This window comes from Janthinobacterium sp. SUN137 (genome assembly GCF_030587265.1).
Lineage (GTDB): Bacteria > Pseudomonadota > Gammaproteobacteria > Burkholderiales > Burkholderiaceae_D > Janthinobacterium > Janthinobacterium kumbetense.
The window spans coordinates 993191-1018085 of record NZ_JAPWHZ010000002.1 but is presented as its reverse complement, the minus strand read 5'-3'; the positions used below and the strand labels follow the sequence as shown (position 1 = coordinate 1018085).

Annotated in this window: 25 protein-coding genes; 6 read left to right on the top strand and 19 right to left on the bottom strand. The window is 62.6% G+C overall.

What is annotated here, in order from left to right; translation table 11 throughout:
• The first annotated feature begins 21 nt into the window (after window positions 1-21).
• Both cadR and O3298_RS12770 read left to right on the top strand, forming a co-directional pair.
• The gene (gene cadR, locus O3298_RS12775; RefSeq protein ID WP_034787498.1) at window positions 22-453 is read left to right on the top strand and encodes a Cd(II)/Pb(II)-responsive transcriptional regulator; all 432 of its coding nucleotides are present in this window, start codon (window positions 22-24) and stop codon (window positions 451-453) included.
• Window positions 454-463: 10 nt separating this feature from the next.
• Window positions 464-1546 carry a hypothetical protein gene (locus O3298_RS12770; RefSeq protein ID WP_305059549.1) on the top strand — a complete coding sequence of 361 codons (1083 nt, stop codon included), beginning with the start codon at window positions 464-466 and terminating at the stop codon, window positions 1544-1546.
• On the opposite strand, the gene O3298_RS12765 is transcribed toward O3298_RS12770, so the two are convergent.
• The 7 genes from O3298_RS12765 to O3298_RS12735 form a co-directional block, all read right to left on the bottom strand.
• Entirely contained in the window at window positions 1543-3093 is a 1551-nt protein-coding gene (locus O3298_RS12765; protein ID WP_289914880.1) for a methyl-accepting chemotaxis protein, read from the bottom strand. The genes O3298_RS12770 and O3298_RS12765 overlap by 4 nt on opposite strands.
• Before the next feature lie 55 nt (window positions 3094-3148).
• Window positions 3149-3616, bottom strand: a complete 468-nt coding sequence (locus O3298_RS12760) for a cache domain-containing protein (protein ID WP_328572601.1) — start codon at window positions 3614-3616, stop codon at window positions 3149-3151.
• A 239-nt stretch (window positions 3617-3855) separates the two neighbouring features.
• On the bottom strand, window positions 3856-4299 hold the full coding sequence (locus tag O3298_RS12755) for a hypothetical protein (protein ID WP_305059548.1): 444 nt from the start codon (window positions 4297-4299) through the stop codon (window positions 3856-3858).
• 10 nt (window positions 4300-4309) lie between these two features.
• Window positions 4310-4690, bottom strand: a complete 381-nt coding sequence (locus O3298_RS12750; RefSeq protein WP_305051963.1) for a hypothetical protein — start codon at window positions 4688-4690, stop codon at window positions 4310-4312.
• A 103-nt stretch (window positions 4691-4793) separates the two neighbouring features.
• The gene (locus O3298_RS12745) at window positions 4794-5345 is read right to left on the bottom strand and encodes a DUF4142 domain-containing protein (RefSeq protein ID WP_305059547.1); all 552 of its coding nucleotides are present in this window, start codon (window positions 5343-5345) and stop codon (window positions 4794-4796) included.
• Window positions 5346-5445: 100 nt separating this feature from the next.
• Complete coding sequence (locus O3298_RS12740) at window positions 5446-6099, bottom strand: SMI1/KNR4 family protein (protein ID WP_305059546.1); 654 nt, start codon at window positions 6097-6099, stop codon at window positions 5446-5448.
• Window positions 6096-6503: a MerR family transcriptional regulator gene (locus O3298_RS12735; RefSeq protein ID WP_305059545.1), complete on the bottom strand. Its 408-nt coding sequence runs from the start codon at window positions 6501-6503 to the stop codon at window positions 6096-6098. The genes O3298_RS12740 and O3298_RS12735 overlap by 4 nt, the downstream gene beginning before the upstream one ends.
• A 189-nt stretch (window positions 6504-6692) precedes the next feature.
• On the opposite strand from O3298_RS12735, the gene O3298_RS12730 reads away from it, so the two are divergent.
• Entirely contained in the window at window positions 6693-7487 is a 795-nt protein-coding gene (locus O3298_RS12730) for an SDR family oxidoreductase (RefSeq protein ID WP_305059544.1), read from the top strand.
• Window positions 7488-7490: 3 nt separating this feature from the next.
• Here the strand turns inward: O3298_RS12730 and O3298_RS12725 are convergent, their stop codons facing one another.
• The 7 genes from O3298_RS12725 to O3298_RS12695 form a co-directional block, all read right to left on the bottom strand.
• The gene (locus O3298_RS12725; protein ID WP_305059543.1) at window positions 7491-8798 is read right to left on the bottom strand and encodes an NRAMP family divalent metal transporter; all 1308 of its coding nucleotides are present in this window, start codon (window positions 8796-8798) and stop codon (window positions 7491-7493) included.
• Window positions 8799-9575: a class I SAM-dependent methyltransferase gene (locus tag O3298_RS12720; protein ID WP_305059542.1), complete on the bottom strand. Its 777-nt coding sequence runs from the start codon at window positions 9573-9575 to the stop codon at window positions 8799-8801.
• 59 nt (window positions 9576-9634) lie between these two features.
• Entirely contained in the window at window positions 9635-11725 is a 2091-nt protein-coding gene (locus tag O3298_RS12715; protein WP_369811561.1) for a c-type cytochrome, read from the bottom strand.
• 141 nt (window positions 11726-11866) lie between these two features.
• Window positions 11867-13066 (bottom strand): FAD-dependent monooxygenase, encoded by a 1200-nt coding sequence (locus O3298_RS12710; protein ID WP_305059541.1) that lies wholly within the window; start codon window positions 13064-13066, stop codon window positions 11867-11869.
• Window positions 13063-13575, bottom strand: a complete 513-nt coding sequence (locus tag O3298_RS12705) for a MarR family winged helix-turn-helix transcriptional regulator (RefSeq protein ID WP_305059540.1) — start codon at window positions 13573-13575, stop codon at window positions 13063-13065. Before O3298_RS12705 ends, O3298_RS12710 begins: the two co-directional genes overlap by 4 nt.
• Window positions 13568-14917, bottom strand: coding sequence for an MFS transporter (locus O3298_RS12700; protein ID WP_305059539.1), 1350 nt, complete (start codon window positions 14915-14917; stop codon window positions 13568-13570). The genes O3298_RS12705 and O3298_RS12700 overlap by 8 nt, the downstream gene beginning before the upstream one ends.
• Before the next feature lie 130 nt (window positions 14918-15047).
• Entirely contained in the window at window positions 15048-15956 is a 909-nt protein-coding gene (locus O3298_RS12695) for a LysR family transcriptional regulator (protein WP_305059538.1), read from the bottom strand.
• Window positions 15957-16057: 101 nt separating this feature from the next.
• On the opposite strand from O3298_RS12695, the gene O3298_RS12690 reads away from it, so the two are divergent.
• A complete protein-coding gene (locus O3298_RS12690) occupies window positions 16058-17503 on the top strand; it encodes an amidase (protein WP_305059537.1) in 1446 nt (481 codons plus the stop codon).
• A 9-nt stretch (window positions 17504-17512) separates the two neighbouring features.
• Here the strand turns inward: O3298_RS12690 and O3298_RS12685 are convergent, their stop codons facing one another.
• The gene (locus O3298_RS12685; RefSeq protein WP_305059536.1) at window positions 17513-17935 is read right to left on the bottom strand and encodes a DUF2061 domain-containing protein; all 423 of its coding nucleotides are present in this window, start codon (window positions 17933-17935) and stop codon (window positions 17513-17515) included.
• 164 nt (window positions 17936-18099) lie between these two features.
• Window positions 18100-18498, bottom strand: coding sequence for a nuclear transport factor 2 family protein (locus O3298_RS12680; RefSeq protein ID WP_289909939.1), 399 nt, complete (start codon window positions 18496-18498; stop codon window positions 18100-18102).
• 92 nt (window positions 18499-18590) lie between these two features.
• Between O3298_RS12680 and O3298_RS12675 the strand changes: the two genes are divergently transcribed.
• Entirely contained in the window at window positions 18591-19175 is a 585-nt protein-coding gene (locus tag O3298_RS12675; RefSeq protein ID WP_305059535.1) for a TetR family transcriptional regulator, read from the top strand.
• Window positions 19176-19211: 36 nt separating this feature from the next.
• Here O3298_RS12675 and O3298_RS12670 read toward each other — a convergent pair whose 3' ends face one another.
• Window positions 19212-20576: a chitinase gene (locus O3298_RS12670; RefSeq protein ID WP_305059534.1), complete on the bottom strand. Its 1365-nt coding sequence runs from the start codon at window positions 20574-20576 to the stop codon at window positions 19212-19214.
• 264 nt (window positions 20577-20840) lie between these two features.
• Window positions 20841-22439: a PA domain protein gene (locus tag O3298_RS12665; protein ID WP_305059533.1), complete on the bottom strand. Its 1599-nt coding sequence runs from the start codon at window positions 22437-22439 to the stop codon at window positions 20841-20843.
• Between O3298_RS12665 and O3298_RS12660 the strand changes: the two genes are divergently transcribed.
• Window positions 22438-23115: an NAD(P)H-binding protein gene (locus O3298_RS12660; RefSeq protein ID WP_305059532.1), complete on the top strand. Its 678-nt coding sequence runs from the start codon at window positions 22438-22440 to the stop codon at window positions 23113-23115. The genes O3298_RS12665 and O3298_RS12660 overlap by 2 nt on opposite strands.
• 260 nt (window positions 23116-23375) lie before the next feature.
• On the opposite strand, the gene O3298_RS12655 is transcribed toward O3298_RS12660, so the two are convergent.
• Complete coding sequence (locus O3298_RS12655; RefSeq protein WP_305059531.1) at window positions 23376-24776, bottom strand: hypothetical protein; 1401 nt, start codon at window positions 24774-24776, stop codon at window positions 23376-23378.
• Window positions 24777-24895: the final 119 nt, after the last annotated feature.

Sequence of the window (24895 nt, the reverse complement as noted above, 5' to 3'; positions counted from 1 at the left end):
GGAATGAAAAAAGGGGATGCCATGCGTATCGGAGAATTGGCCAAACGGACAGATTGTGACGTGGAAACCGTGCGTTACTATGAAAAGGCGGGCTTGCTGCAGGAACCGGGGCGCAACAGCGCCGGCTACCGCGAGTACCGGGAAGAACACCAGGAACGGCTGCAATTCATCCGCCATTGCCGTTCGCTGCAGATCGGCTTGACGGATATCCGCGCCTTGCTGGAATTTAAGAACAACCCGGCAGAAGGTTGCCAAAGCGTCAATGAATTGCTCGACCACCACATCCTGCGCATTGCCGAACAAATGGCGAACCTGCAAACCTTGCAGCAGCAACTGGTGACCCTGCGCCACCAGTGCGACCAGCCGCAGCCGTCGCAAGACTGCGCCATCCTGCAAAACCTGTCCGAGGCGGCCAGCGGCCACGACTGCGCCTGCCACACCGAACTTCATTGACGATTGCTGCATGCTGAAACTGTTACCTAAAAGAACTTTACTGACCTTATCCCTGCTGTCGCCGCTGAGCCATGCCGCCGATGCGCCGCCCGCAGCCGGACACTACCTGACCCTGTACGCCGTGCCCGGCGTGCCGCAAGACGATGACCCGTACACCTGGAGCACGGCCGGCGGCAAGCAAGTGACGAAAGGCGTGACGAAGGCCGATGGCCGCGCCTATCTCAAGGGCGAGGAGGGCGAGGAAAACTATGTGCTGAAAACCGTCAGCATGCGCTGGCAGCTGAAGGTGCCGGCCAAGTGCTGGCAGGGGGCGCCGGAGGCTTTCCTGGACTGCGTGCAACTGGCCAAGACAACGAGCCGCTATGACGAGGAGCAGGAGGCGCTCAAGCTGGCGGAGCAGCAGAAGGAAACCAGGATGCAGGCCAGGATCGCCGCCTATGCGGTGGAGGCCCGTGCCAACGACGATGCGCTGGCCTGGCTGGGGCGTTTGCCTGCGAGCTGGACCCTGGAAGGGTATGGCAATCGTCTGCTGGGCATCGGCGACAAGATCGCCAGATACATCGCCGACGAAGTCCCGCAGGACGGGCCCGATGCGCGCCAGTTCGTCTGCCGCGCGCCCGCCGACTACGGCCCCGTGCCGGACCAGGCCTTTGTGGAAGCGTGGATGGCATTGCCGGATGAGGCACGCAAGGTGCGTGCCGGCCCTGCCTGGGATGCGCTGGCGGCGGCAGGCGGGAAGGGCAACTGGATGGCCCGCCTGGAACTGTATTACGCCTTGTCCAGCGTCAATGTCAGCGAATTGAGCTTGCTGGAACAGTACCGCATCGTGCAATTGATGGAATGGCTGCACAAGAAGAAGGTGGGCGGCCTGTACAGTTACTTCAGCGCCGCCATCCCGGCAACGCCTGGCAGCAATTACCACGCCGCCTGGCGTAGGCAAGACCAGGTTTTCCTGTATTCAGCCCTGCTGGGTGATTACCATCAGCAATACCGCATGGGCAATGTCTTGCTGCGGGACGCGGACCCCGCGCTGGTCGGGGCAGGCAAGGCCATGCAAGCCTGCGCCCGGACCGCCATGCCGCACCGGCGCTAAGGCGCCAGCAACGGCGCGCCGCCTTCCCCCAGGCGGAAGGCGTCGACCACGCGCAATAGATCATGCGCCTGGTCCTGCATGCTTTGCGCGGCGGCGGCCGACTGTTCGACGAGGGCGGCATTGCGCTGGGTCAATTCGTCCATTTCCGTGATGGCATTGTTGACTTCCTCGATGCCCTTGCTCTGGCGCTGGCTGGCCGCCGTGATGTCGTTCATGATTTCCGTCACTTGCTGGACGGAAGCGACGATATCGCCCATGGTGCGCCCGGCGCTGTCGGCCAGCTCGCTGCCCGTTTCTATCCTGGCCACGGAATCCTCGATCAATTGCTTGATTTCGCGCGCCGCCGTGGCCGAGCGCTGCGCCAGGCCCCGCACTTCCGTGGCGACGACGGCAAAGCCGCGTCCCTGTTCGCCCGCGCGCGCCGCTTCCACGGCCGCGTTCAAGGCGAGGATATTGGTCTGGAAGGCAATGCCGTCGATGACGGCGATGATGTCGACGATGCGCCCGGAACTGGCCTTGATCGAGCCCATCGTCTCGACCACCTGGCCCACGACGCGGCCGCCTTCCAGCGCCACGTTCGATGTCGACAGCACCATCTGGTTGGCCTGGTGCGCATGGCTGGCGTTTTCGCGCACGGTATCCGTCAAGGCATGCATCGATGACGCCGTTTCCTGCAAGGAATGGGCTTGCGATTCCGTGCGGGCCGACAAGTCCGCATTGCCCAGCGCGATTTCACTCGCTTCCACCGTGATGGTGGAGCCTGCCTGGCGGATGTCGCCCAATAAAGTGTTCCAGTTTTTCAGCACCGTGGCCAGGGCCCGCGCCAGCTTGCCCACCTCGTCGTCGCCCCGGGCGTCGATGCGCGTGGTCAAGTCGCCGGCGGCCAGCGATTCGGCGGCGCGGCAAGCTTCGTCGATGGGGCCCACCACGGAGCGCGCCACCCAGGTGGCGATCAGGGCCAGCAGGGCAAAGCCGATGGCCATGGTGCCCAGCGACAGCCAGCCGGCGCGCTGGCCCGCATTCTTGGTATCCTGCAAGGCATCGACAGTGCGGTGGTCGAGATTGAGCAACACCTGGCGCAACTGCCCGCGCACTTGCTGGTAATGCGTGGCGGCATTTTGCATCGCCGCCACGCCCGTATTCGGGTCCATGGACGCCAGGTCCAGCGCCTGCGCCACACTGGCACGGTAACGTTCGACACCCGGCAGCGCCTGGCCCGCTTCCGTGGCGGCGCCCGAGAATGTCTGCAATTGCTGCAAGCCTTGCGCGATGGCGTTCAACTGGCCATCCGTTTGCGCGCCGAATTGCTTGAACTGCTCATCCGACAGGCTGGCCGCGATGGCGATCTTCGCATACACGTCGGCGTGCACCTGGCCCAGGGCAATAGCTTGCTGGTTCGCAAGCCGCTCGGCCGTCAGGGTGACGTCTTTCAGTTCGCGCATGCGCTGCTCGTTCTGCTGCATGGCGAAGTAGGACAAGGCCCCCATGGCCAGCAGGCAAGCCAGCGCGACCACCGGGACGATCAACATCTTCTGTGCGATTTTCACATGCAGCCCCTATCGTCAAGAGAGCGGACAACCATCCCGGCGGCGCGGCGGCTGGCTACAGGTAGATGCCGCCGCAGACGACGGTCTCGGCCAGCTTTTCGCAGTACATCACCTTCGGCTCGATCTTCTTGGTTTCCGGATTCGTGAATTTGTATTCCTGCCAGAACGTGCCCTTGCTCTTGGCCAGGTCGACTCTTTCCTTGACGAAGGCCTTGCCGTCGATATCTTTCAAGTCGATCAAGTTCTTGCCCACCATTTTCGGGTTGGCGCCATGCGCGGCGACCGTGCCGTCGAGCTTATACACGACCAGGTACAGGTCATGCAGGATGAATTGCGGGGACTTGGCCGTGATCTCGCCATATGCCTTGGCGTCGCCGGCGCTCTTGATGTAGGCCACGCCTTTCTTGACCATGGCTTCGGCGTCGGCGCGCGTGGCGCCGCCCTCGGCAGCGCTGGCGACACCGGGCAAGGTAGCGGCGGCAAGCATGAGCGACAAGCACATGGCAGGGGCGAACTTGGGCATGAGAATCTCCTTCACATTGCGGCTGGGGGAAGCCGGCGGGGGAACCGGCGCGGTAAGCGGCGCCTATCGAAGTGCCGACGGCTCATGGTAGCGCGATGCCAGTGGGCATGCGCTGGTGCAACAGATATTTTTTCAGACGGGCGTTTTTGCAACGGCGCGTGCACATTGCCGCAATGGATATTTCATAGGGGAAAGGAGGGCGCAGCCTATCGTGTCGATAGTGTGGCGCGTGCGCCGCGCTACCAGCTGGCCGGGTCTTCCGCCGCCGCGCGCGCCAGGTCGTCGCGCCAGTCCTGCATCACCAGGCGGTAGATATCGGCAAAGAAGGCGCGCGGGTCGTGCATTTCGTCCCACAGGGCCGGCAGCGCGTGCGTGCTTTCCGGGTCATGTTCGAGGATGGCCTGGAAATCGTAATCAGGATCTTGCAAGGCCTGCGCCAGCACGGCCACCAGCGCATGGCGGTGGCGGTGGCTGAGTTCCTTGTATTGCGACGTGATGTCGCGCCGTATCAGCGCCGCGCGCTGGGCAGGATCGTTCATGTTCCAGGCATCCAGTTCCACGCCCAGGGTTTCTTCGCGGTCATACACGTCGAAGGGACCGAGGAAATGGTAAAGCGTGGGCTCGTACGGCAAATCGACCCATGGGCTGCGTAATCCCGCTGGCTTGGTTTTTTTCTGCATCATGGCTCCGGGATCACGCGCACTCGGGCAAGGTCCAGCCTTCATACCCCAGGTCGGTCGGGTAGATGGCGCGATTCTGGCCCCAGTGGGCATGGTCGAGGATGCCGTCTTCATGCATGTCCAGCACCCATTCCGTGCTTTCCAGCATGGTGCCATCCTTGTGGTACACGCGGAAGAAGGTGGACGTGCTGAACGCGCGCACGATGTTGTTCGGCACGCCGTTGCCGTAGTGCGGCACATAGGTCTTGATCACGCACGTGCCCTGGTCGTTCCACTGCTGGGCATACACGGTGGCATTGCGCGCCGCGCTCACCTTGATGAAGAGCCAGCCTGCCAGCAGGATGAGGAGCAGGAAGGCGGCGGCGATCAAGCCGGTTTTCTTGAGTAGCTGCATGAGGTCATGGCATGGCCGAAAACGAAGTTGCCGCATTGTATGTCAAGAGCAGAAATACTTGCTGTACAGCACGTACTGCAAGTATTTCCCCGCGTATGGCGCTCTATTTCGCCAATGCCGCGTGCAGCGCATGCGCCATTTCCAGGTGATGTTGCAACGCTGGCAAGGTCTTGGCCGCAAAGGCCTTGATGTCGGGATCGCTCGCCTTCTGGCTGGCATCCGTGAACAGCTTCACGGCTTCCTTGTGCGCCGCCACGCCGATGGTGGCCGCATATTCCCTGTCGAAGGCCTGGCCTTCCAGGCGGCCCAGCCGGTCGATCTGCGCCTTGTGTTTCGCGCCGGGCTGGTCGCTGACCTCGATCTGCTTGCTGCTGGCCAACTGTTTCAGCGCGTCGGCCACTGTCGTGTGGGCGGCGACCATGGCGTCGGCAAATTGCTTCACTTCCCCATTGCTGCTCTTGCTTTGCGCCACCTTGCTGGCGGCGATTTCCGTGCTGCCCGCATCGGCGGCCTTGCTTAGGAATTGCTTGTCGTACGCGCCCGGCGCGGCGGCGGCAATGCTGTTGATGGCGATGCCGCTCAACAGCGCCACGGCCGCGCCGATGACCACGCTTTTCAGGGAAGGGGTACGGGAACTGGTGGTGGAGATAGGCATGGGAAATCCTTTCAAATATGGCGTTTTATGCAAGCTGATGACAATGTTAAGTCATCAGCCTGCGCACACCCATAGGACAGGCACGGCCATGCCCGTAGGACTAGTCCTGTTCGTTAGCGCACAATTCGACTTGTTTAATAGCAAATAAAGCGGCGATGCCCGCATCGCGGCGCCAGGCGGGCATGCCGATATCGAGCCACTGCGCCATCGCTTCCAGGTGCGAGGGTTCCGAAACGCTGTGTTCGAGTTCCTCCAGCACCGTGTCGCGGTCGATATACAGGCTGTCCAGCCAGGCGTCGAACGAGGGCGCCAGTTCCATCAGGCCGTGGGCGCGCTTGCCCGTCCACTCCGGCAATTCCTGCACATAGGCCAGTACCCGGCCGCCGCCTTCTTCCGTCAAGTCCAGGTAGAGCATGGAATTGCCCCCATCGCGGGCGAACGGCAGGATGCGTACCGGCATGTCCGCATGCTTGCGTGCGGCGCGGATTTCGCCGACCAGGGTTTCATCGCAGAAATCGCCTTCGTCGGCGCTGAAAAAGGTATTGAAGCCCATTTTTTCCACGCCGCCATTACCGTCCGGCACATCGCACGTGTAATCGAACCAGGCGCCGTTGGCGACGCGCAAGAACGCCAGGAAGGCGGGCGGCAAGGACGCTTCCAGCAAGGTTTCGATGGCGGCAATCTGTTGCGCCGTGGGGGCAGGCTTGGCGCCCTCGAGCGCCAGGTGGCGGTATTGCGTGTAATGGTTGCTCATTGATACTCCTTGTCGTTATCCTTGTTCATATGCACTGGCGCCGCATCGTTGCAACCCGTCTCCACCTTGGCCAATGCATCGACGAGGCCGGCGCGCAGCACGGCCATCGAACGGGCCTTGTCATCGATCTGGGCAATTTTCTTTTCCAGCATGGTCCGTTTGGTCTGCGCATCGAGCGCGTTTTCTTGCCATACGGCAATGACTTCGGCGATTTCCTTCAAGGTAAAGCCCAGCGCCTTGGCATGGCCGATCAGCTCGATGCGCCGCAACGCTTGCGCCGAGTATTCCTTGTAGTTATTCGTCACGCCCGGCTGCGGCGCTTCCTCCAGCAAGCCCTGGCGCTCGTAGAAGCGCACCGTATCCTTGCTGACGCCCGTCAGGCGGGTGATTTCACCGATGCGCATAGTTTTTTGACTTTCTACTCATTTGTGGAACGTGAAAAATGTGCAGGGCAAGGCGTATAGGCGCAGACAGTACGGTAGTACGGCAAGGCTATGCAACGCGGCCATGCGCACTTTTTTGCGTTCTACGCTTGACCGTGGACTAAAGTCTACAGTTTACAGTGAAAACCTCATCTACTCCACACCGCTGCCATGACTGCTTTCAATTACACCAACCAAACCGTGCTGATCACGGGCGCTTCGTCCGGAATCGGCCGCGTCTTTGCGCAAACCCTGGCCGCGCGCGGCGCGCACTTGCTGTTGCTGGCCCGTTCCGGCGCAGTGCTCGACAGCCTGGCCAGGGAACTTTCCCAACGCCACGGCATCCGCGCGCACGCGCTGGTGGCCGACCTGGGCTTGCCCGGCGCCGCGCAAGACGCCCATGCACAGGCGTGCGCCTTGGGCATGCCGCCCGACGTGCTGATCAATAACGCGGGCTTCGCCACGCATGGCAGGTTCGAGAGCATCGACCTGGCGCGCCAGGCGGCCGAAGTCACCGTCAATTGCACGGCCCTCATGGAATTGACGCACTGCGCCTTGCCCCACATGCTGGCTCAGGGGCGGGGTGCCGTCATCAACGTGGCGTCCACGGCGGCCCTGCAGCCCGATCCCTACATGGCGATTTACGGCGCCAGCAAGGCGTTCGTGCTATCGTTCTCGGAAGCGCTGTGGGCGGAAAACCGCAGCCGCGGCGTGCGCGTGCTGGCCCTGTGCCCTGGCGCCACGGACACGGCCTTCTTCGACGTGGTGGCCGCGCCCGAAGCGGCCGTGGGCAAGCGCATGGCGCCGCAAGCCGTCGTCGATGAAGCGCTGCGCGCGCTGGACCGGGGCCGCAGCAGCCATGTGGCGGGCCGGCCGAATCGGCTGCTGGCCTGGTTGCCGCGTTTGCTGCCCCGCCAGACCGTGCTGGGCATCGTGGAAGGCATGCTCAAGCCGAAGACGGCCTAGGCTTCAAAACGCCATGGTGGCAAACATGGCCAGCACGGCCATTGCCATGACGATGGTCGACAGCCAGCCCAGCGCCCGCAGGCGTCTTGAAATGGTGAGCGTGCCCATGATGGCGGGGCGCGAGGCCATCACCATCATCAGGGCCATGATGGGCACGGAAATGACGCCATTGATGACGGCGCTCCAGTACAGGGCCTTGATGGGGTCGAGCGGCGTGAAGCACAGGGCCGCTCCGATCACGGTGGCCGTGACGATGATGCCGTAGAACTTCTTCGCGGCCCGGGGCGCCAGTTCCAGGCTGTTTTTCCAGTGAAAGGCGCCGGCCATGGCGTAGGCGGCCGACCCGGCCAGCACGGGAATGGCCAGCAAGCCCGTGCCGATGATGCCCAGGCTGAACAGGGCAAACGCGAACTCGCCGGCGATGGGGCGCAGGGCGGAGGCCGCTTGCGCCGACGTATCGATATGCGTGATGCCTTGCGCGCCCAGGGTCACGGCCGTCGTCAGCATGATGAAGAAGGCCACCAGGTTGGAAAAGCCCATGCCGATGGCCGTGTCCATCTTGATGCGCTGGAATTGCCGCGGCGCCTGTTCCGGCGCCCGGCGCAGGGCTTGCGCGCCGGCATCAGCCTGCAAGTCTTCCACTTCCTGCGACGCCTGCCAAAAGAACAAGTACGGGCTGATCGTCGTGCCGAACACGGCCACGATCATGGTCACCGAGGCGGCCGACCAGGCGAACTGGGGCCAGACGGTGCGCAGCGCCACTTCGCCCCACGGAATGTGCACGGTCAGCACGGTGGCCACATAGGCCAGCAAGCCCAGGGTCAGCCATTTCAGGATGCGCACATATTGTTGGTAGGGAATAAACACTTGCAGCAGCAGGGACAGCAGCCCGAAGCCCATGGCATACAGGTGGGTGGGACCGCCGATGATCAGGGTCAAGGCATCGCCCATGGCGGCCACGTCGGCGGCGATATTGATGACATTGGCCAGCAGCAGCAAGCCGACGATGGCGTACAGCAAGGATTTTGGATAATGGCGGCGGATATTCGTCGCCAGCCCATGCCCGCTGACCCGGCCGATCTTGGCGCTGATCACCTGGATGCCCAGCATCAGGGGGAAGGTCAGGCAGACGGTCCACAGCATGCCGAAGCCGAACTGCGCGCCCGCCTGCGAATACGTGGCGATGCCGCTGGGGTCGTCGTCGGCCGCGCCCGTGATCAGGCCGGGGCCCAGCTTGCCCAGCCAGGTGTCGGATGGGGCCGCCGCCTGGCGGGCGGCCTGCCGCGGTTCTGTGTCTTGTTCACTAGACATCTATACGGCCTGTTTTTGTGCCACGAAGGCGGCCGTCCGGTAGGGCACGCTGATGCTGTCCCGCCCGCGCAAGGCCGGCTCCGACGCGACCAGCTGGCCAATCTCGTCATCGATGCGCTGGCGCGCCTGCGGCGGCAAGGCGGCGATAAAACTGGTGGAGCGTACGCGGTTGAACAGCACGTCTTCGGGCGATCCCGTGTGTTCCTGGGAAAATTGTGTTTCCTGCAAAGGTGAAAAACCCGCATGGGGGAAGGCCCGGCGCCAGGCGCCCGTGTAGTAGCGGGGCGTATCGCCTTCCGCCTGGTTGACGATGGCGTCCAGTCTTGCCACCCAGGGCACGCTGGCGTCGCGCAGATTCCACACCAGGCCCAGCCTGCCGCCCGGCTTGAGCACGCGCCAGATTTCATCGAGCGCCTCCGGGGTGGCGAACCAGTGAAACGCTTGCGCGCAGACCACGGCGTTGACCGAGCCGTCGGGCAGGGGAATGGCCGTTGCCGTGCCCGCCAGCGCCTGGACTTGCGGCAAGGCCGCCGCCAGTCTTGCCAGCATGGCAGGCACGGGTTCCACGGCAATCACCGTGGCGCCCGTGTCCAGCAGGCGCGGCGTGAACTTGCCCGTCCCGGCGCCCAGGTCCAGCACGGTGGCGCCCGGCCCCAGGCCCAGGCTATCCTGCAGCCAGGCCGACACTGCGGGGGGATAATCGGGCCTACCTTTGACGTAGCTGGCGGCCGCCGTGGCATAACCGCCGGCTGCCGCGTGGTGGATATTGCTGCTCATGCAAGACTCCTTGGCGTGGTCGTGGCATGAGCGTAGCAGATTACGAACGCGATGGGGCGTCAGTAGCGCGCATCCTTGGGCTTGCCGCCCTTCGGCCAATCCTTGACCTTGTCGGGGAAGTCCGGGCGCGGCATGTGCGTAAAATATTCGGCCACGTCGACGGCGTCCTGATCGGACAGGTTGCCTTGCCCCAACGGGAATTTCTGGCCGTGGCCCATCACCATGTTCGCCTTGACGAAGCCGGCCGCCGTGTAGGTGCGGGCCATGCCGGCGCCGATATTGAACGAGCGCTCGCCCCACAGCGGGGGGAAGGCCACCACGCCGTTGGCGCCCCGGATGCCTTCGCCATTCGCGCCATGGCAGACGGCGCATTGCTCGGCGTACACTTTTTTGCCATGCACGGGGTCAGGCAGCAGGTTGCGGTCGATCTTCGCCACGCCCCGTCCCGGCACCTTGTCGTTTGCCTGCGTGGCGCCCTTCATCCAGTCGATGTAGGCGACCATCGCCTGCAGGTCGGGGCCATCCACGGGCAGGGGCTTGCCATGCATGGAGCGGCGGAAGCAGCCATTGATGCGCTCGCCCAGGCTGATGATCTTGCCGGCGCGCGGCGCTTCCGCCGGGAAGAAGGCGGAAATGCCGAGGAAGGGCGAACCGTTGGCCACGGTGCCGCCATTCAGGTGGCAACTGCTGCAATTGAGGTCGTTGCCCACGTTTTGCGGCAGGCGGGCGCGGGTTTCCGTCATCAGCTGCATGCCGTGGATTAATTGATTGGCGTTCGGATCGGCCGTCAGGGCGGCAAAGCGGGGCGTGACGAAGCCGCCCGCATCCGGCGCCTTGAGCTTGAGCTCCTTGCGCACCTTGGCGATGTGGCCGGGCGTGACGGGCGCGCCTTGATTCCCCCACTTGCCGCGCACAAAGGTGAGGATTTCCGCCAGTTCCGTATCCGACAGGCGGTCATACGCGGGCATGCCGAAGGAACGGGGCGACTGCTGCGTGACGGCCGACTGCCAGCCGGTCAATGCGATATGGATGACGGAGGTGGCATCCTTCGACTGCACCGAATCGTTCTGCGCCAGCGGCGGGAAGATGTTTTCCACGCCGCGGCCGTCGCGGCGGTGGCAGGTGGCGCAAAACTGCAGGTAGCCGAGACCGCCGCGCGTGTTGTACAGCGCGTCGTTGCCGGCCGCGACAGCAGGCGCCGGTTTTGCCTGCGGTGCTGGCGCGCCCGGCTTGGCCGGCAAGCCGTGCAGGTAATGCGCCAGCGCATCGAGGTCGCCGTCCGTGAAGTATTGCGTGCTGTGCGTGATGACTTCCGTCATGCTGCCGGCCGCCGTGCCGAAGCTGTTGCGGCCCGTTTTCAGCAATTGCACGATGTCGGCCGGCGTCCACAGATTGCGCAAATTGACGGCATGCCAGCCGTCGAAGGTGAAGCCGGACAGATAATGCTTGCCGCTGCCGCCATCCTGGCCCATGGTTTTTTCCTGGAAAGCCACGCCGCGCGGCGTGTGGCACGAGCCGCAATGACCGAGCCCCTGGGCCAGATAGCTGCCCCGGTTCCACATGGCCGACTTGGCGCTGTCGGGCTTGAATGGCGCATCGTCGAGGAAGACGGCGTTCCACAGCGACAAGCCCCAGCGCATGCTGAACGGCCATTTCATGTCCGTTTCGCGGTTTTGCTGCGCCACGGGCGCCACGCCCCGCTGCAAATACGCGTACAGGGCCTGCATGTCGTCGGGCGTGATCTTCGCGTAGGAAGGGTAGGGCATGGCCGGATACAGGTTGTGCCCGTCCGCCGCCACGCCCTTGCGCATGGCGCGGTCGAATTGCGCGAAGGTGTACGTGCCCAGGCCCGTCTTCGCATCCGGCGTGATATTCGTGCTGTAGATGGTGCCGAACGGCGTTTTCAGTTCCAGGCCGCCGGCCATGGCGGCGCCGTTCGGGCTCGTGTGGCAGGCCACGCAGTCGCCCAGGCGGGCGACATACTCGCCGCGCTTGATCAGCTCGGCCGAGGCCGTGGGCGCAGGTGCGGCCCAGGCGCTGGCGCAGAAGGCCAGCATGCCCAGGAGCATGACGGCAAGCCGGCCAAACAGCGAGGGGGAGGAAGCAGGAGGGCGGCGCGAGCCGCGATGCAGGATGGAAATGACGTTCATGGTGACCCTTTATTATTCGGGCCAAGCTTACGCATTCCTTCCCAAGGCGAAAATTGGGAGTTTCTTTCGGTCGACTAGGTAATTTTGCCTAGTGCATCGCGGCAACAATTCGTGTATGCCAACGCCCGCCGCCCGCCTGCCTCAGGCCATGTTCGCATACTCGGGCAGCGCGATGGCATCCGCCTTGGGCGTCAGGAACCTGGCCAGTATCGTCTTGATAATTGGCACGTTTGACATGCGCAACATCGCATGGCCGATGGCGATCCCGGCGCGCGAGTGCGGCGAGGCCAGGCGCGGCGCGAAGGTGGGCACGCTTTGCGCCTGGTCAACATACGGGCGCATGATCGCTTCATATGCGGCAAACGCTTGCGCGTGATCGTCATGGCGTCCCAGTTCCCCCGCCAGCACGTAGGCGCCGCACATGCCCAGGCTCGTGCCCATGCCGCTGATGGGCGAGGCGCAATAGGCGGCGTCGCCGACGAGGGCAATCCGTCCCTTTGACCAGCGCGGCATTTTGACCTGGGAAATCTGGTCGAAATACAGGTCGGTGGCGCCATCCAGGGCCGCCAGGATGCGCGGCGTCTCCCACTTCAGGGCGCCGAACTTCTGCTTCAGCAGGGCTTTTTGCTCGGCAATCTGCAGTTCTTCATAGGCGCTGGGCGCTTCCTGGAACGACAGCAGGGCACGCGTGGTGCCCAGGTTATCGGGACGCAGGCACACGCTCAAGCCGCCAGGGGCGTTGAACCAGCGCATCTGGCGCTCGTCGCCCGGCGCGCGCGGGATGGTGAAATAGGCCGTGTAGAGCTTGAACGAGCGGCGTTGGACTTCATCCCCGAACACGAGTTTGCGCGTATGCGAACCGACGCCTTCGGCGCCGATGACGAGATCGAACACTGCTTCGCCGCCCTGTTCGAAGCGCACCTTGACGCCATGCGGCAATTCTTCCAGCGCGGCGATGCTGTCGCCAAAGCGGTAGTCAACCGCGTCGCGGCCATGCTCGATCAGCAGCTTGGCCAGTTCCCCCCGCAGGATTTCCAGCTCGGCCACGGGGCCGTTGCCGCCAAAGGCCCCGATGCCGAATTCCGCCTGCGTGCGGTCTTGCGCGTCGACAAACCGGAGTCCATCCTCATGCGTGGTCTTGGCGCGGATGGCGCTCTCGAGCCCCATGCGCTGCGCCACCAGCTTGCCTGCGCCGCGCACGTCGATCGTTTGTCCGCCATCGCGAAACTCGGGCGCCCGCTCGACAACGGTGACGTCCATGCCCAGGCGCGACAGCCAGTAAGCCAGGGTCGGGCCGGCAACGCTGGCCCCCGTGATCAGGATTTTTCGTTTGATCGTCATTTGATTTTCTTTTCTGCTGTGGTTGGCAAAGTGGTCTGGTAAACCGTAATCACTTGCTGGAGAAAGTGTTCTATCGTCGTCCGTTCGCCGGCGGACAAGCCGCTCAGCACCGCGTCCAGTCCGTTGAGCATCGGCGCGATATGCGTGTAGGTTTGCGTCACCGAGGCTGGCACGGGATGGACGAGCACGCGGCGCTTGTCGTCTTGCTGGCGCACGCGCGTCACGTGGCCGGCCCGTTCCAGGCGGTCGATGACGAGCGTCACGCCTGCGGTGGTGACGGCAAGGCGCGCGGCCAGCTCATTCGGAGACAAAGGACCGTGCGTGATCAACTGCTCCATCAGGGCCAAATCGGTCTGGTTGATGCCCATCGCGTTGCTCAGGTGCAACGCCGTTTCACGGGTCAGGATCGCGATATCCTGCAACTGGCGGCCGATGACATCGCCGGCGATGTGCATGCCGCGGGGATCGTCGGCTGCGAATGCTTGATTGTGTGTTGGCTGGTCATGCATGATTTACCTCAAGTTCAGATTTTGCAGCAGTGGGAAAGAAGAACGTCACGCCCATGAAGGCGATGAGTATGCCGGTCTGGATCGTCAATGCGGCGCTGAGCGCCCGGTCCGGCGTCAGGGAGGGATGCGCGGCAAAAAATGCGCCGCTGAACAGGGCCACGCCGATCGATGCGGCGATCGATTGCACGGCAGACAACACGCCGGAACCGGAGCCGATCTGCTTGTTGTCCAGCGACGCCAGAATGATGCTGAACAAGGCTGCGATCACGAGGCCGGCCCCGATGCCGCAGACCAGCATGCCGGGCACGACATGCCATGCAGAAAATACCGCCGTATTGCCCAGTTCAAATTGCAGCAGCGCCACGCCGGCAAGCTGGACACCGGCTCCCAGTTGCAGCACCTTGCGCCCGAAACGGGCCGCCAGGACGGCGCCGCTCAGGGTGGCGCCGCACGCCGTGCCCACAGCGAATGGCAGATTGGCAATACTTGCTTCTCCCGCCGTCAATCCATGTCCAATTTGCAAGAAAAGCGTCAGCACCAGCTGCATGCCGACGAGCGAACAAAAGAACAGGGCAATGCCTGCCAGCCCGGCCGTGTAGGCGGAGCGCTGGAAGATCGACGTCATGATGAGCGGCGTCTGCCCGGCGCGCACCATCGCGGACTGGCGCAGGCCGAACAGGCCGAAACCCAGCACGGCCATCGCCAGCATCGGCCATCCCCACGCCGGCCACGCTCCCGCCTCGCCCAGCGGCAAGACGAGGAACACGGACGACAGCACCAGCAGGCTGGCGCCGGGGACGTCGATGTGGACGGAGCGGTCTCCCGGACGGTGGGGCAGGTAACGCCGCGCCACCAGGAAGCAGGCAATGCCGATCGGAATATTGATCAGGAACATGGCTCTCCAGCCCAGGCCGAACACGTTCGCTTCGAGCAGCATCCCGCCCAGCACGGGACCGAGTATGCCCGCCAGACCCAGGATGGGGCCGAAGATGCCAAACACCTTGGCCAGGGCAGCTCCCTGGTAGTTTTCACGCAGCAAGCCCAAGCCTTGCGGCAACAGCATCGCGCCGGCCAGCCCTTGCAGCAGGCGAAAGACGATCAACAATGCGACGGTCGGCGCCACGGCGCACAACAGCGAGGCGATGGTAAAGGCCGCCAAGCCGTATAGAAACATGGCGCGCCGCCCGTAGCGGTCGCCCAGCCTGCCGCCGAGCACCAGGCCGGCGCCCAGTGCCAGCGCATAGCCGCCGATGACCCATTGCATCTGGGCGGAACTGGCGCCCAGCGACTCGATCAGGGCAGGTCCGCCGACGTTGACGATGGTGGATGCGGCAAGGTCCATGATCTCGGAAACGATCATGACCAGTAAAATGGGCCAGCGAGGCAGTGCAGCAGTCTTCATTCTGATTAATAGCTAACTTAGTTAGTAATAAACCGAGACAGTATACGGCCTGGCCCTCTTTGTCAATGGCTCAAGCGGACTTTTCGTTCCACGCCATGATGCGTTCGCGCAGCCAGCGGTGCGCCGGGTCCAGGTGCATGCGCTCGTGCCACACCATCGCCATCTCGTAATCGGGCAGGGTGACGGGCGGCTCCCACGTGCGCAGGGCGCCCAAGGCGTTTTTCAGCAGGCGCGACGGCAGCAGGGCCACCATGTCGGACGCGGCCAGCAGGGGAGGAACGATGAGGAAATGCGGCACGGACAGCACCACCTTGCGCGTCCGGCCCAGCGTTTCCAGTGCCGTATCGACGTTGCTGCGGAAACCGCCGCCGTTGGGCGAGACGACGATGAATTCCAGCGTGCAAAACCGCTCGAGGTCGGGCGGCGCCTGCAGCAGCGGGTGGTCGCGGCGGCCCGCCAGCACATAGTGTTCGGTGAACAGGGTGCGGTGGCGCAAGCCGGGCGGCGCTTCTTCCTGCGCCAGGAAGCCCAGGTCGACCTGGCCGTTTTCCAGCGCGTGCGCCATGCGCGCCGGCACGGCTTCGAAGACGGCCATGCGCGACAGGGGCGCCTGCGCGCGCAGGGACGGCAGCATGGGCAGCAGAATCGCATACTCGGTGGCGTCGGCCGCCGCCAGATTCCAGCGCACCTCGGCCGTGGCCGGGTCGAACGCCTGTTCCGGCTGCAAGACTTGCTCCAGCTGGGCCAGCACGGCTTGCAGCGGCGCGAACAGGGCCAGCGCGCGCGCCGTGGGCAGCATGCCGCGCGGGCCGGGCAACAGCAGCGGATCGTCGAAGGCGGCGCGCAGCTTGCCCAGCTGCACACTGACGGACGGCTGGCTCAGGTGCAGCCGCGCCGCCGCCCGCGTGACGTTGCGTTCAATCAACAGGGCGTTCAGGGTCAGCAGCAGGTTCAAGTCCAGCTTGTGCAAATTGTTCATGGCTATACCTTGTATATCAACTATTCATTTCCACTATGATAGCGCAAGCCCTAGAGTAGTTCCTGTGATATCCACTCTTCATCCATTACAGGAATAAACTGATGCAACTCCATGAATATACAAGCTTTGATGGTCTTGGACTGGCCCAGCTGCTGCGCGACGGCGACGTCTCGGCTGCCGAATTGCACGACGCGGCCGCGCGCGCCTGCGCCGCCGTCAACCCGCTGATCAATGCCGTGGTCGAGCTGTGGCCGGCGGATTTGACTGCCATCGACAGCACACTCAGCACTGCGCCGTTCGCCGGCGTGCCCTTCCTGATCAAGGACGTGGCCGTCACGATGGCGGGCCGCCGCAGCGAAGCGGGCAGCCGCCTGGGCGCCGGCCATGTCGCCGCATTTGACTCCCACCTGATGACGCAGTTCCGCGCAGCCGGCCTGGCGACGTTCGGCCGCACGAGCACGCCGGAAATGGCGTTTGCCACCACCACGGAACCCGTGCTCTACGGCGCCACGCGCAATCCCTGGAACCTGTCCTTGAGCGCGGGCGGCTCCAGCGGCGGCGCGGCGGCGGCCGTGGCGGCCGGCATCGTGCCGCTGGCCCATGCGACGGATGCGGCCGGTTCCATCCGCGTACCGGCCGCCTCGACGGGCCTGTTCGGCCTGAAACCAAGCCGTGGCCGGGTCTCGAACGGCCCCGCCATGGACGAGATCTTCAGCGGCCTGGGCGTGCAGCTGGGCGTGAGCCGCACCGTGCGCGACAGCGCCGCCTTGCTCGATGCCGTGCAGGGCGTGATGGCAGGCGAACCGTATGTGACGAATCCACCCGGCCACAGCTGGCTGTCGCAGGTAGGCGTGGCGCCGGGCAAGCTGCGCATCGGCGTGCAGCGCGCCGCCAGCAATGGCGCCCGGCCCGTGCCCGCCATCGAAGCCGCGCTGGACGCCACCGTGCGCCTGCTGGAAAGCCTGGGCCACCACGTGGAAGAAGTGGCGCCCGCGCTGGGCGTGTCGTGGGAAGCGTTCGTGCACGCGAATGCCGGCATCTGGTGCGCCAACCTGGTGCCGTGGATCGATGGTCTGGCGCAGGAGAGCGGGCGCGGCGTGTCGCTGGAGACCCTGGAAGCGGCGACCCTGGCCTGTTACCGCCATGGCAAAACGGTCTCGGCGGTCGATTTCGTGGCGGCCCTCGACGTGCGCAACACGGTCACGCGCCACGCGGGCGCCTTGTTCGGCCAGTACGACGTGCTGCTGACGCCCACCTTGCCGGATATGCCGTGGCAACTGGGCCGCTATGGCGAAAAGGAGGAACAGCTCGACGGTGTTGGCTGGACGGCGCGCCTGTTCGAGCATTCGCCGTACACGCCGCTGGCGAACGTGGCGGGCTTGCCGGCCATGTCCGTGCCGCTGGGCATGTCAAATGAGGGCGTGCCGATCGGCATGCAGTTCATGGCCGGCTACGCCAAGGATGGCGTGCTGCTGCGCCTGGCTGGGCAGCTGGAGCGGGCGGCGCCGTGGCGGCAGCGTCGCCCATCCGTGTGGGCAGGGAATTAAGAAGGACGATTACAGGGCGGCGAGGCGGGCCGCGCCGCGGCTTTCCAGGCGAAAGCGGGCTTTTTCCCACAGCCGGTCGTGGAAGGGCAGGACGATCACGTTGCAGATCGGCTCGACCACGGCCAGCAAGCCGCCGAAGGCCATGGACCCCGTGGCCCAGTACATGACGCCGAAGGCCACGCCCATGTGCAGGGTGGTCTGGCTGAGCTTTTCGCCGGCCAGGGCGGCAAAGCCCAGGCCGCTGGCGGCGTAGCGGCGGCGGATCGCGTGCCAGGCTTTTTCATGCCACGGCAACAGGGCAACGTTGATGATCGGTTCGATGATCGCGGCCAAGCCACCGAGCGCCAGGGACCCCGTCAGCAAGTAGGCGAGGCCGAAGGCGATCGACATGTGCGTGCAGACCTGGCTGAATGTTTTGATGGCTGTGAACAAGGGATGCTCCTTTCTGTTGAATTCGCTTATCCTTGATTTAGATAGTAACGATTCTCATTTACAAAAGGAAGTAAAATATTTCAACCGAACCCATAGATTGAGGCTATGGTTTGAGAAATATCAATTGCCCCTGCTGCGCGCACCTCCCGCAGCCGCCATGGCCGTCAGCGTATCGCCGTCGCCTGCGACCACACGGCTTGCCAGCGCCCAGCGCGCCGCTCATAGCTATCGATATGCCAGTAGCGCGCGCGGGGCACGGCCTGGCCGGCGAAATGGATTTCAAGCTGGGCCTGGTAGCGCAAGACGGCCGCATCGCCATGCACGCGCACGGCGATCTCGCCCGGTTCCCAGCTCAGATAGCGCATGTGGCCCGCCGCGATGGCGCCCAGGTATTCCTCCCGCGACAGCAGGCTGCCGATGGGCGTGACCAGCTGAAAATCGTCGGCGTGCAGGGTGCGCGCCAGCGCCACGTCGCCGTCGACCAGCGCGCGCAGGCGGCCGCGTTCGATGTCGCGCAATTGGTCCTGCATGGCCGCCTCGGAGCCAGGGTGCTGTTCTTGCATGATTCCATCCTTCGCTGTGGGGATTGACACTTTGACGTAATTTGTCCAAAAACCATGTTGACACTATATATATAAAATGTCAATATGCCAGCATGTTACCCCAGACCCTCAAGACCCAGCGCATACTCGACGCGGCCCTGGCCGTGTTTTGCCGCTATGGCTACCGCAAGACATCCATGCTCGACATTGCGCAGGCGGCCGATATGTCGCGCGCCGCGCTGTACCTGCACTTCAAGAACAAGGAAGACGTGTTCCGCGCCGGGTCCGAACGGGCCCATGCTACCGTCATGGCGCAAGTGGCAGCGGCGCTGGCCGAACCCGGCCCCGTCTTCACGCGCATCGAAACGGCGCTGCTGGCATTCCAGCAAGGCTTGATGGCGGAAATTTCCGCCAGCGCCCATGGGCAGGAATTGTTCGACGCCAATATGACCCTGGCCGCCGACATCACCTTGACGGCGCGGGCAACACTGGTGGCGTCGCTGGCCGGCGCGCTGGAACAGGCCGAAGCGGCGGGCGATATTGCGCTGCGCCGGGTGGACGCGACCGCCGCGCAGGTGGCCGGTTTGCTGGTGGCCACCATGGATGGCATCAAGCATGCGCAAGGAGGAGGGGAGGCGTTGCGCCAGGGCGTGGCGCTGCACATGCGCTTGCTGGGCGCGGCGCTGCTGCGCATGTGAGCGGCCAAGCTCGCATGCGCAGTCGGGCCTGGGCCGTTACGGCAGGGTTTTCAGCACATTCTTCGTCGGCACGGAGAAATTATAGTTGTCGTGGCGGTCCCAGTTGATCGACCACGTCATCACGCCGCGGAAGTCCGGATACGCCTGCAGCGGCTTGATGGTGCCGCAATTGAGCAGGCGCGTCAGGCAATTCAAGGCATTGCTGACGTCGGCATTCGTCGTAAAGCCCGAACCGGCCGAGCTGCGGCCCGACGGCACGCCGAAGCCCACCTGGTCCGGACGCAGGCCGGCGAAGGTATTGCCGCCATAATTGAATCCCTCGATCAGCATGCGCGCCGTGGCCACCAGCTGGTCGGCCGAACCCGCCTTGATGGCGCCCGTCGCGTACGGCGTGTAGATGTCGCCATTGTTGTAGTACTGCGGGTGCAGCACCGTCAGCTCGCTGCGCAAGGCGTTGATGATGGGAATGTAGGCGCCCCAGATGCTGCCATAGCTCGTATATCCCCCTTCCACATACACCCACTCAGGCGCCATCGACAGGTAAAAGCTGCTGCCGACCTTGGTTTTCAGGTTTTTCACGGCGATCGGCAGATAGGTCTGGATGGCCGCGCCTTGCGCAACGCCGTTTTCCAGGTCCAGGTCGATGCCATCGAAACCATATTTCGTGATGATGGCGTACAGGCTGTTGGTGAAATTCGTCGCTTCGGCCGTGTTGCCGACGGAAACGGAACCGTTTTGCCCGCCCAGCGACAGGATGACTTTCTTGCCCTTGGCCCGCTTGGCCGCCACGTCAGCGATGAATTGCGCTTCCGTGCCCGCACCCGGATCGATGGTCAGGCTGACATTGCCGCCGCCTGCGTTGTCGCCGAACGAGACGACGATCACGTCCCAGTCATCGCTGACCTGGCTGATTGGATACGTGGCGCCGCTGGGGTTGGTGAAGTTGTGCCAGTAGCCGATCAGCGCGTGCTTGGCCAGGCCGGTGGGCGTCGGTGTTGGAGTCGGAGTCGGGGTAGGCGTCGGCGTCGGTGTCGGCGTTGGTGTTGGTGTTGGGGTGGGAGTCGGCGTAGGTGTTGGGGTAGGCGTGGGTGTCGGCGTTGGGGTAGGAGTCGGCGTGCCGCAGTCTCCCACCGCCGTCCAGGGCTGGCCGCTGCCGGCGCCGCCGCTGCTGGTCGATGGGTTATTGCCTTGCGTCCACCAGTTGGCCGTGTAATTGACGTTGTTGTAACTGGCCTGGCCGCCGCCGTTGTAGGCAGTCCCGCTATTCCACGGCGTGTAGCAGGCCACTGCTGCGGGCGCGCCGGCCAGCAGCTGGCTCGCGCCCCCGCTGGATCCGTCGCCGCTGCCGCCGCCGCAGGCCGCCAGGGTGCCGCCGAAGAGGGTAAGGATGAGGGTATTCATGACTGTCCGGTTCACTTGCATCTCCTTGTGTATTTTTTAGCATGGCCGGGCGGCTGGACACCGTCCGATTTTTCAGAGTGCAAGCATTGCAGGTGGTAGTCAACTGGTTTTATTCTTTGCGCAAGATCACAATACCAGTTGCGGCATTGCCCCAGGAGATGGGCAATGCGGGCCATACCAGTGCCTGTTTTCCAGTGCGCTGGTATGGTGTCCGGAATGGCGCCGGAAGCAGGGCGGGGAAGGGAGGTGGACGCCAGGCAAGGTCTATGGCACCGTTTCCTTGCGCAAATCGGCATACGGCACGCGCGACAGGTCCAGCAGCATTTGCGTCAAGGCCACGGTCTGGCGCTGCATCAGCCGGTAATCCAGCCGGGTCACGCTGTCGATGCCATAGTAGAGCAAATAGGTCGGTTGCGTGATGTAATGCACCGTGGGAATGCGCTGCGCCTCCCATAAATACTGGCCTGCGCCAGGCCAGGCGGCATTCTTCGGATTGCCATCGCCCGCAGGACTGGAGGCTGGCAGCACGAACGCGGGCGCCGCATCGGCCTGCTTCAGCATGGCGTAGGAGGCGTCCATCAGGGCTGGCGTGCGCGGTGAAAACACGGCGGCCGGCTCGAACCTGCCCGTGAGGCGCATGTAACCATTGCTGTCAGGCAGCACTTCCAGCGCGCCCAGGTTCCCGATGGTGAGCATTGTGGCGATACCTTGCATCAAGCCATCGTCCTGGTGGCGATCCATAAACTGCTTCATGCCCACGCCGCCCGCGAAATGGCCGCTCGTCAACAGCAGCATGACGCTTCGCGGCAAGCTGTCCTGCGGCAGGCGCGTCAGGTACTGGGCCATGTCGACGATGGCGTTCGGTCCATTGTCTTCCAGCGCGTTCGTGCCATCCGTGTGACTGCCCAGCACCATCAATTCCGCGGACTTGCCGGGGATGATGCCAACCAGGTTGCGCGTCTGCACCTGGCGCACGGTGGCAGCCATGGTCAGCCGCAAGACAGGCGCCGTGCCCGCCAGCACGCTCTCGCGCAGGCGCCGACCCCGGTCACGGTCGATAAACATGCCGGGCAGTTGGCGCACTTTGCCGTCGTAAGGCGCATACAAGCCGTTCATCGACATGGGCGGCGTATCGAGAATGACGATCACGCCCGCCGCACCGGCTGCCTGCAGGCTGTCCAGCAAGGTGATGAACGGCCCCAGCATCTGGAACTGGCGCGCATACGGCGTGTCCGGCCCCATGGCGTGGTCAGGATCGTGAATGTGAAGGGCAGATTGCTGGAAAACCTTGCCCGTCCACGCCACGGCGGGCATGTCGACGAGCACCAGCTTGCCGGCCAGGCTGGCATCGGGACTGGCCCCCGGCGCCAGATAGGCGATGCGCCCCGTAATGCCGGACGGCGGCGTCACGCCCGAATACGGAATGTAGCCAGCCGTGGGCAGCACGCCAGACCTGTCGTCGTGGACCACTTCCAGGCCCCAGTCTTCCGGCTGCACCGACCATTGCCGGAAGCTGACAGGCTCGAAGCGCAGTTGTTTGACACCGGCGCGCGCCAGGCGTTCATGCAGGACGTCGATATACGCTTCATGCCGGGGCGAACCCGTGGCGCGCAGGCGGCGTTCGTCCAGGTCGACTTGCCAGTCCACCAGTTGTTTTCTGGACAGGAATTGCGTGGCATCGACCGTCACGGCAGCCGACGCCGGCAGGGCGCGCGCAGGCCAGGGCCCAGGCTTGCTGGCACAGCCGCACAAGGCGGCCGCGATGGCCAGCGCGCCGGCAAGGGACAGGAAACGCTGGCAAGGCGGTAAAAGCAACGCCGTGCGTGCAGGCTGCTGGGTCATGCGGATCTTGAGACTTCTCATGCAAAATAGTCGGCAAACGCCTGATTTCATTGATATTGTAGGTATTGGAGATACTTCTCACGGACTGCAATTTACCACGAGACAAGGCGCCGGGCCGGCACGCCTCACCGGATTCCATGTCCTGGTTCACGCCAATCTGCTGGGCGACGACATGGAAGACCAGGCCAACAGCATCATTGCCCCCATGTGGGCCTCCGGTGTCGAACGACAGGTTTTCATCCTGTCGATGGGCATCTACGGTGAAGTTCCCGGCACATTCGGCGAATGGACCAACGCCAGGCTGGCACAACACCTGAAACCATTCCGCCGCTCCGCCGACGCCATCGAAGCACCGGGCTTCGCATACATGATCGTGCGCCCAGCCTGGATGACGAACGAAGACGAAGTCGGCGACGAACGGACGACGCACGCGCCATTCAACGGCACCGTGGTCTCGCGCAGGAGCGTGCCAGACCTGATCGCCAACATCATCGCAATGCCAGATTTGCACCTGCACGAGAATCTGGGCGTGAGCAAACCGCACATGGACGGGGACAAGCCGTGTATTTCATGCAGCTCGTTCAAGCGCGGCGGCGCAGCATCAGCGACAGCGGCGCGCAGAGGGGGAAAATCGCATTTGCAATTGGGGAACTGGCAAAATGGAGGTTTTCTCAAATCCATCCATAACTTCGCATAATTTATATTATGTAAAATTGATGGTGAGGAGTGGGAGGTACTTTTGGTACTTAGTAATACGCCGACAGTTTGGTCTCAAAAAGATCAACTTGCTGTCGAAATGTCGATATTTTGATTGCCAAGAATGCTGTCGGCATACTCGACAGCATCTCAACGTCCACCGCCTACCTCAGCCCCCTCAAAGATTTTGCCGTTCCGCCCGCTTGTGCCGCTGGTCTTTTCGAGACGCCTTACTATCGGCCTAAATGTGCAGACTTGGCTTCAGGATATCCGACGCTCGACCATCCGCCGTACGCAATCTTCAACTGCTTCAAGGCCAACCTGAAAACCGTTAAACGATGCAAATAGTGGCGCAACTGCGGCAGCGACGTGGGGAGCCAATGCAGAATGTGGGGTATCAAGAGGGATTTCCACGAACGAATTGGCATGCAAAGTATTCGAGACTCCAGAAGCACCAAAGAAGAATTGATTTGGATTAGCCCAAGCGTGAAGGCTACGTCCTTCCAACCCCGACCATTTAAAAGCAAATCCTGCCTTTTCACTTTGATCCCATCCAGTCGCTCTAGCTATGCTAATCCCCACTGCCAATACCTCCGCCACTCGATAAACCATAAGCAATACATCTAGCGCTGTACCTGGCGTTATTCTGCTTGGCATTAAATCATCTTGCATTACTCTTCGCAAAAATAATTCACCAACTGGGTCAATTCGCATAAATTCAAAATTCGCAGACCAATCATTTATGTCGTTAATGAATGTTTGCCAAGCCCCATCAACTACCATCGGGCGGTCGCTAGTCCTCTGGAAACCTCGAGTATCCATCCAAACTGGCCAACCTGTGTATTGCGGATTGGCCGAGGCGACGGTATTCATGAATTCTTGAGTCGGTAAGCTATCTGCTTTTTTGGGATGTAAGACAAGTCCAACACTCATGGTTAGAAACGTTAATGCGATGCTATCTTCTTCGCTTAATGGAGCTTTGCTGAGAACTTTCTCAAATGATTCATCGCCTTTTCTGATTACGGACAACGCTCGATTTTTAAGGTTATCTTCGTTAAAATTCCGTCCCATCAGAAAATTAGCAAGGTTAGAAGCATCTGCTGATGCCAACTGTCTTCGGAAGAATCTTCCAATGTCTGCTTCGCGGTTGTCGAAACAGATATCTAGGATGGAGGATAAATCTCGAGGCGACATTTTTGCACTGCTGGGTACGCCATTAGCATTTAGTGTGCGGAAATAGATATCACCAACTGCTAGAAGATATTTTCCTTCGCCCCCTTTAAGGTCGCTTTTCACCGACGATGGGACCTTGACGCCCTCTGGAATAACGATAATTGGATGTATCTGATTGAAAAAAGCTCTCAGCTCAACCAAAATCTCAAAAGGTTCATTTGCATACCTTGATACTAGTTCTTGGATTTTATCGAGATGAAATAGTTGCGCTGCCGGTACTTCGTATGGGTAGTTGTCTGGCCGAAGCGTATCATTATCTAAGCCAATAACCAAAAACCCCCCGTTACGATTCCTAATCGCGAAAACCCCTTTAACTATCTTTGCGATGCCCTCAGGAGCACGCGGATCGATCCAAGTTTTCACTTCGACATTTAGGCTTTCTGATGGATGCTCTAACAGACGATCAATTTGATCTTTTCGCACAGTCACGTTGCACTCTCCATTCGTATGATTTGCTGTATGAAGTAATTACTTAGGATAACAGGTTACAACAGGACTTTGGCCAATCAGCACCGACTAATAACTGCTGGCGTAGACGCCGCTCTATC

What these genes read in the sequence shown, in the direction of transcription:
- cadR (WP_034787498.1), top strand. Translation starts at nt 22, where the DNA reads ATGCGTATCGGAGAATTGGCCAAACGGACAGATTGTGACGTGGAAACC.
- O3298_RS12770 (WP_305059549.1), top strand. Translation starts at nt 464, where the DNA reads ATGCTGAAACTGTTACCTAAAAGAACTTTACTGACCTTATCCCTGCTG.
- O3298_RS12760 (WP_328572601.1), bottom strand. Translation starts at nt 3,616, where the DNA reads ATGCCCAAGTTCGCCCCTGCCATGTGCTTGTCGCTCATGCTTGCCGCC.
- O3298_RS12755 (WP_305059548.1), bottom strand. Translation starts at nt 4,299, where the DNA reads ATGATGCAGAAAAAAACCAAGCCAGCGGGATTACGCAGCCCATGGGTC.
- O3298_RS12750 (WP_305051963.1), bottom strand. Translation starts at nt 4,690, where the DNA reads ATGCAGCTACTCAAGAAAACCGGCTTGATCGCCGCCGCCTTCCTGCTC.
- O3298_RS12745 (WP_305059547.1), bottom strand. Translation starts at nt 5,345, where the DNA reads ATGCCTATCTCCACCACCAGTTCCCGTACCCCTTCCCTGAAAAGCGTG.
- O3298_RS12740 (WP_305059546.1), bottom strand. Translation starts at nt 6,099, where the DNA reads ATGAGCAACCATTACACGCAATACCGCCACCTGGCGCTCGAGGGCGCC.
- O3298_RS12735 (WP_305059545.1), bottom strand. Translation starts at nt 6,503, where the DNA reads ATGCGCATCGGTGAAATCACCCGCCTGACGGGCGTCAGCAAGGATACG.
- O3298_RS12730 (WP_305059544.1), top strand. Translation starts at nt 6,693, where the DNA reads ATGACTGCTTTCAATTACACCAACCAAACCGTGCTGATCACGGGCGCT.
- O3298_RS12725 (WP_305059543.1), bottom strand. Translation starts at nt 8,798, where the DNA reads ATGTCTAGTGAACAAGACACAGAACCGCGGCAGGCCGCCCGCCAGGCG.
- O3298_RS12720 (WP_305059542.1), bottom strand. Translation starts at nt 9,575, where the DNA reads ATGAGCAGCAATATCCACCACGCGGCAGCCGGCGGTTATGCCACGGCG.
- O3298_RS12715 (WP_369811561.1), bottom strand. Translation starts at nt 11,725, where the DNA reads ATGAACGTCATTTCCATCCTGCATCGCGGCTCGCGCCGCCCTCCTGCT.
- O3298_RS12710 (WP_305059541.1), bottom strand. Translation starts at nt 13,066, where the DNA reads ATGACGATCAAACGAAAAATCCTGATCACGGGGGCCAGCGTTGCCGGC.
- O3298_RS12705 (WP_305059540.1), bottom strand. Translation starts at nt 13,575, where the DNA reads ATGCATGACCAGCCAACACACAATCAAGCATTCGCAGCCGACGATCCC.
- O3298_RS12700 (WP_305059539.1), bottom strand. Translation starts at nt 14,917, where the DNA reads ATGGACCTTGCCGCATCCACCATCGTCAACGTCGGCGGACCTGCCCTG.
- O3298_RS12695 (WP_305059538.1), bottom strand. Translation starts at nt 15,956, where the DNA reads ATGAACAATTTGCACAAGCTGGACTTGAACCTGCTGCTGACCCTGAAC.
- O3298_RS12690 (WP_305059537.1), top strand. Translation starts at nt 16,058, where the DNA reads ATGCAACTCCATGAATATACAAGCTTTGATGGTCTTGGACTGGCCCAG.
- O3298_RS12680 (WP_289909939.1), bottom strand. Translation starts at nt 18,498, where the DNA reads ATGCAAGAACAGCACCCTGGCTCCGAGGCGGCCATGCAGGACCAATTG.
- O3298_RS12675 (WP_305059535.1), top strand. Translation starts at nt 18,591, where the DNA reads ATGTTACCCCAGACCCTCAAGACCCAGCGCATACTCGACGCGGCCCTG.
- O3298_RS12670 (WP_305059534.1), bottom strand. Translation starts at nt 20,576, where the DNA reads ATGAATACCCTCATCCTTACCCTCTTCGGCGGCACCCTGGCGGCCTGC.
- O3298_RS12660 (WP_305059532.1), top strand. Translation starts at nt 22,438, where the DNA reads ATGCAAAATAGTCGGCAAACGCCTGATTTCATTGATATTGTAGGTATT.
- O3298_RS12665 (WP_305059533.1), bottom strand. Translation starts at nt 22,439, where the DNA reads ATGAGAAGTCTCAAGATCCGCATGACCCAGCAGCCTGCACGCACGGCG.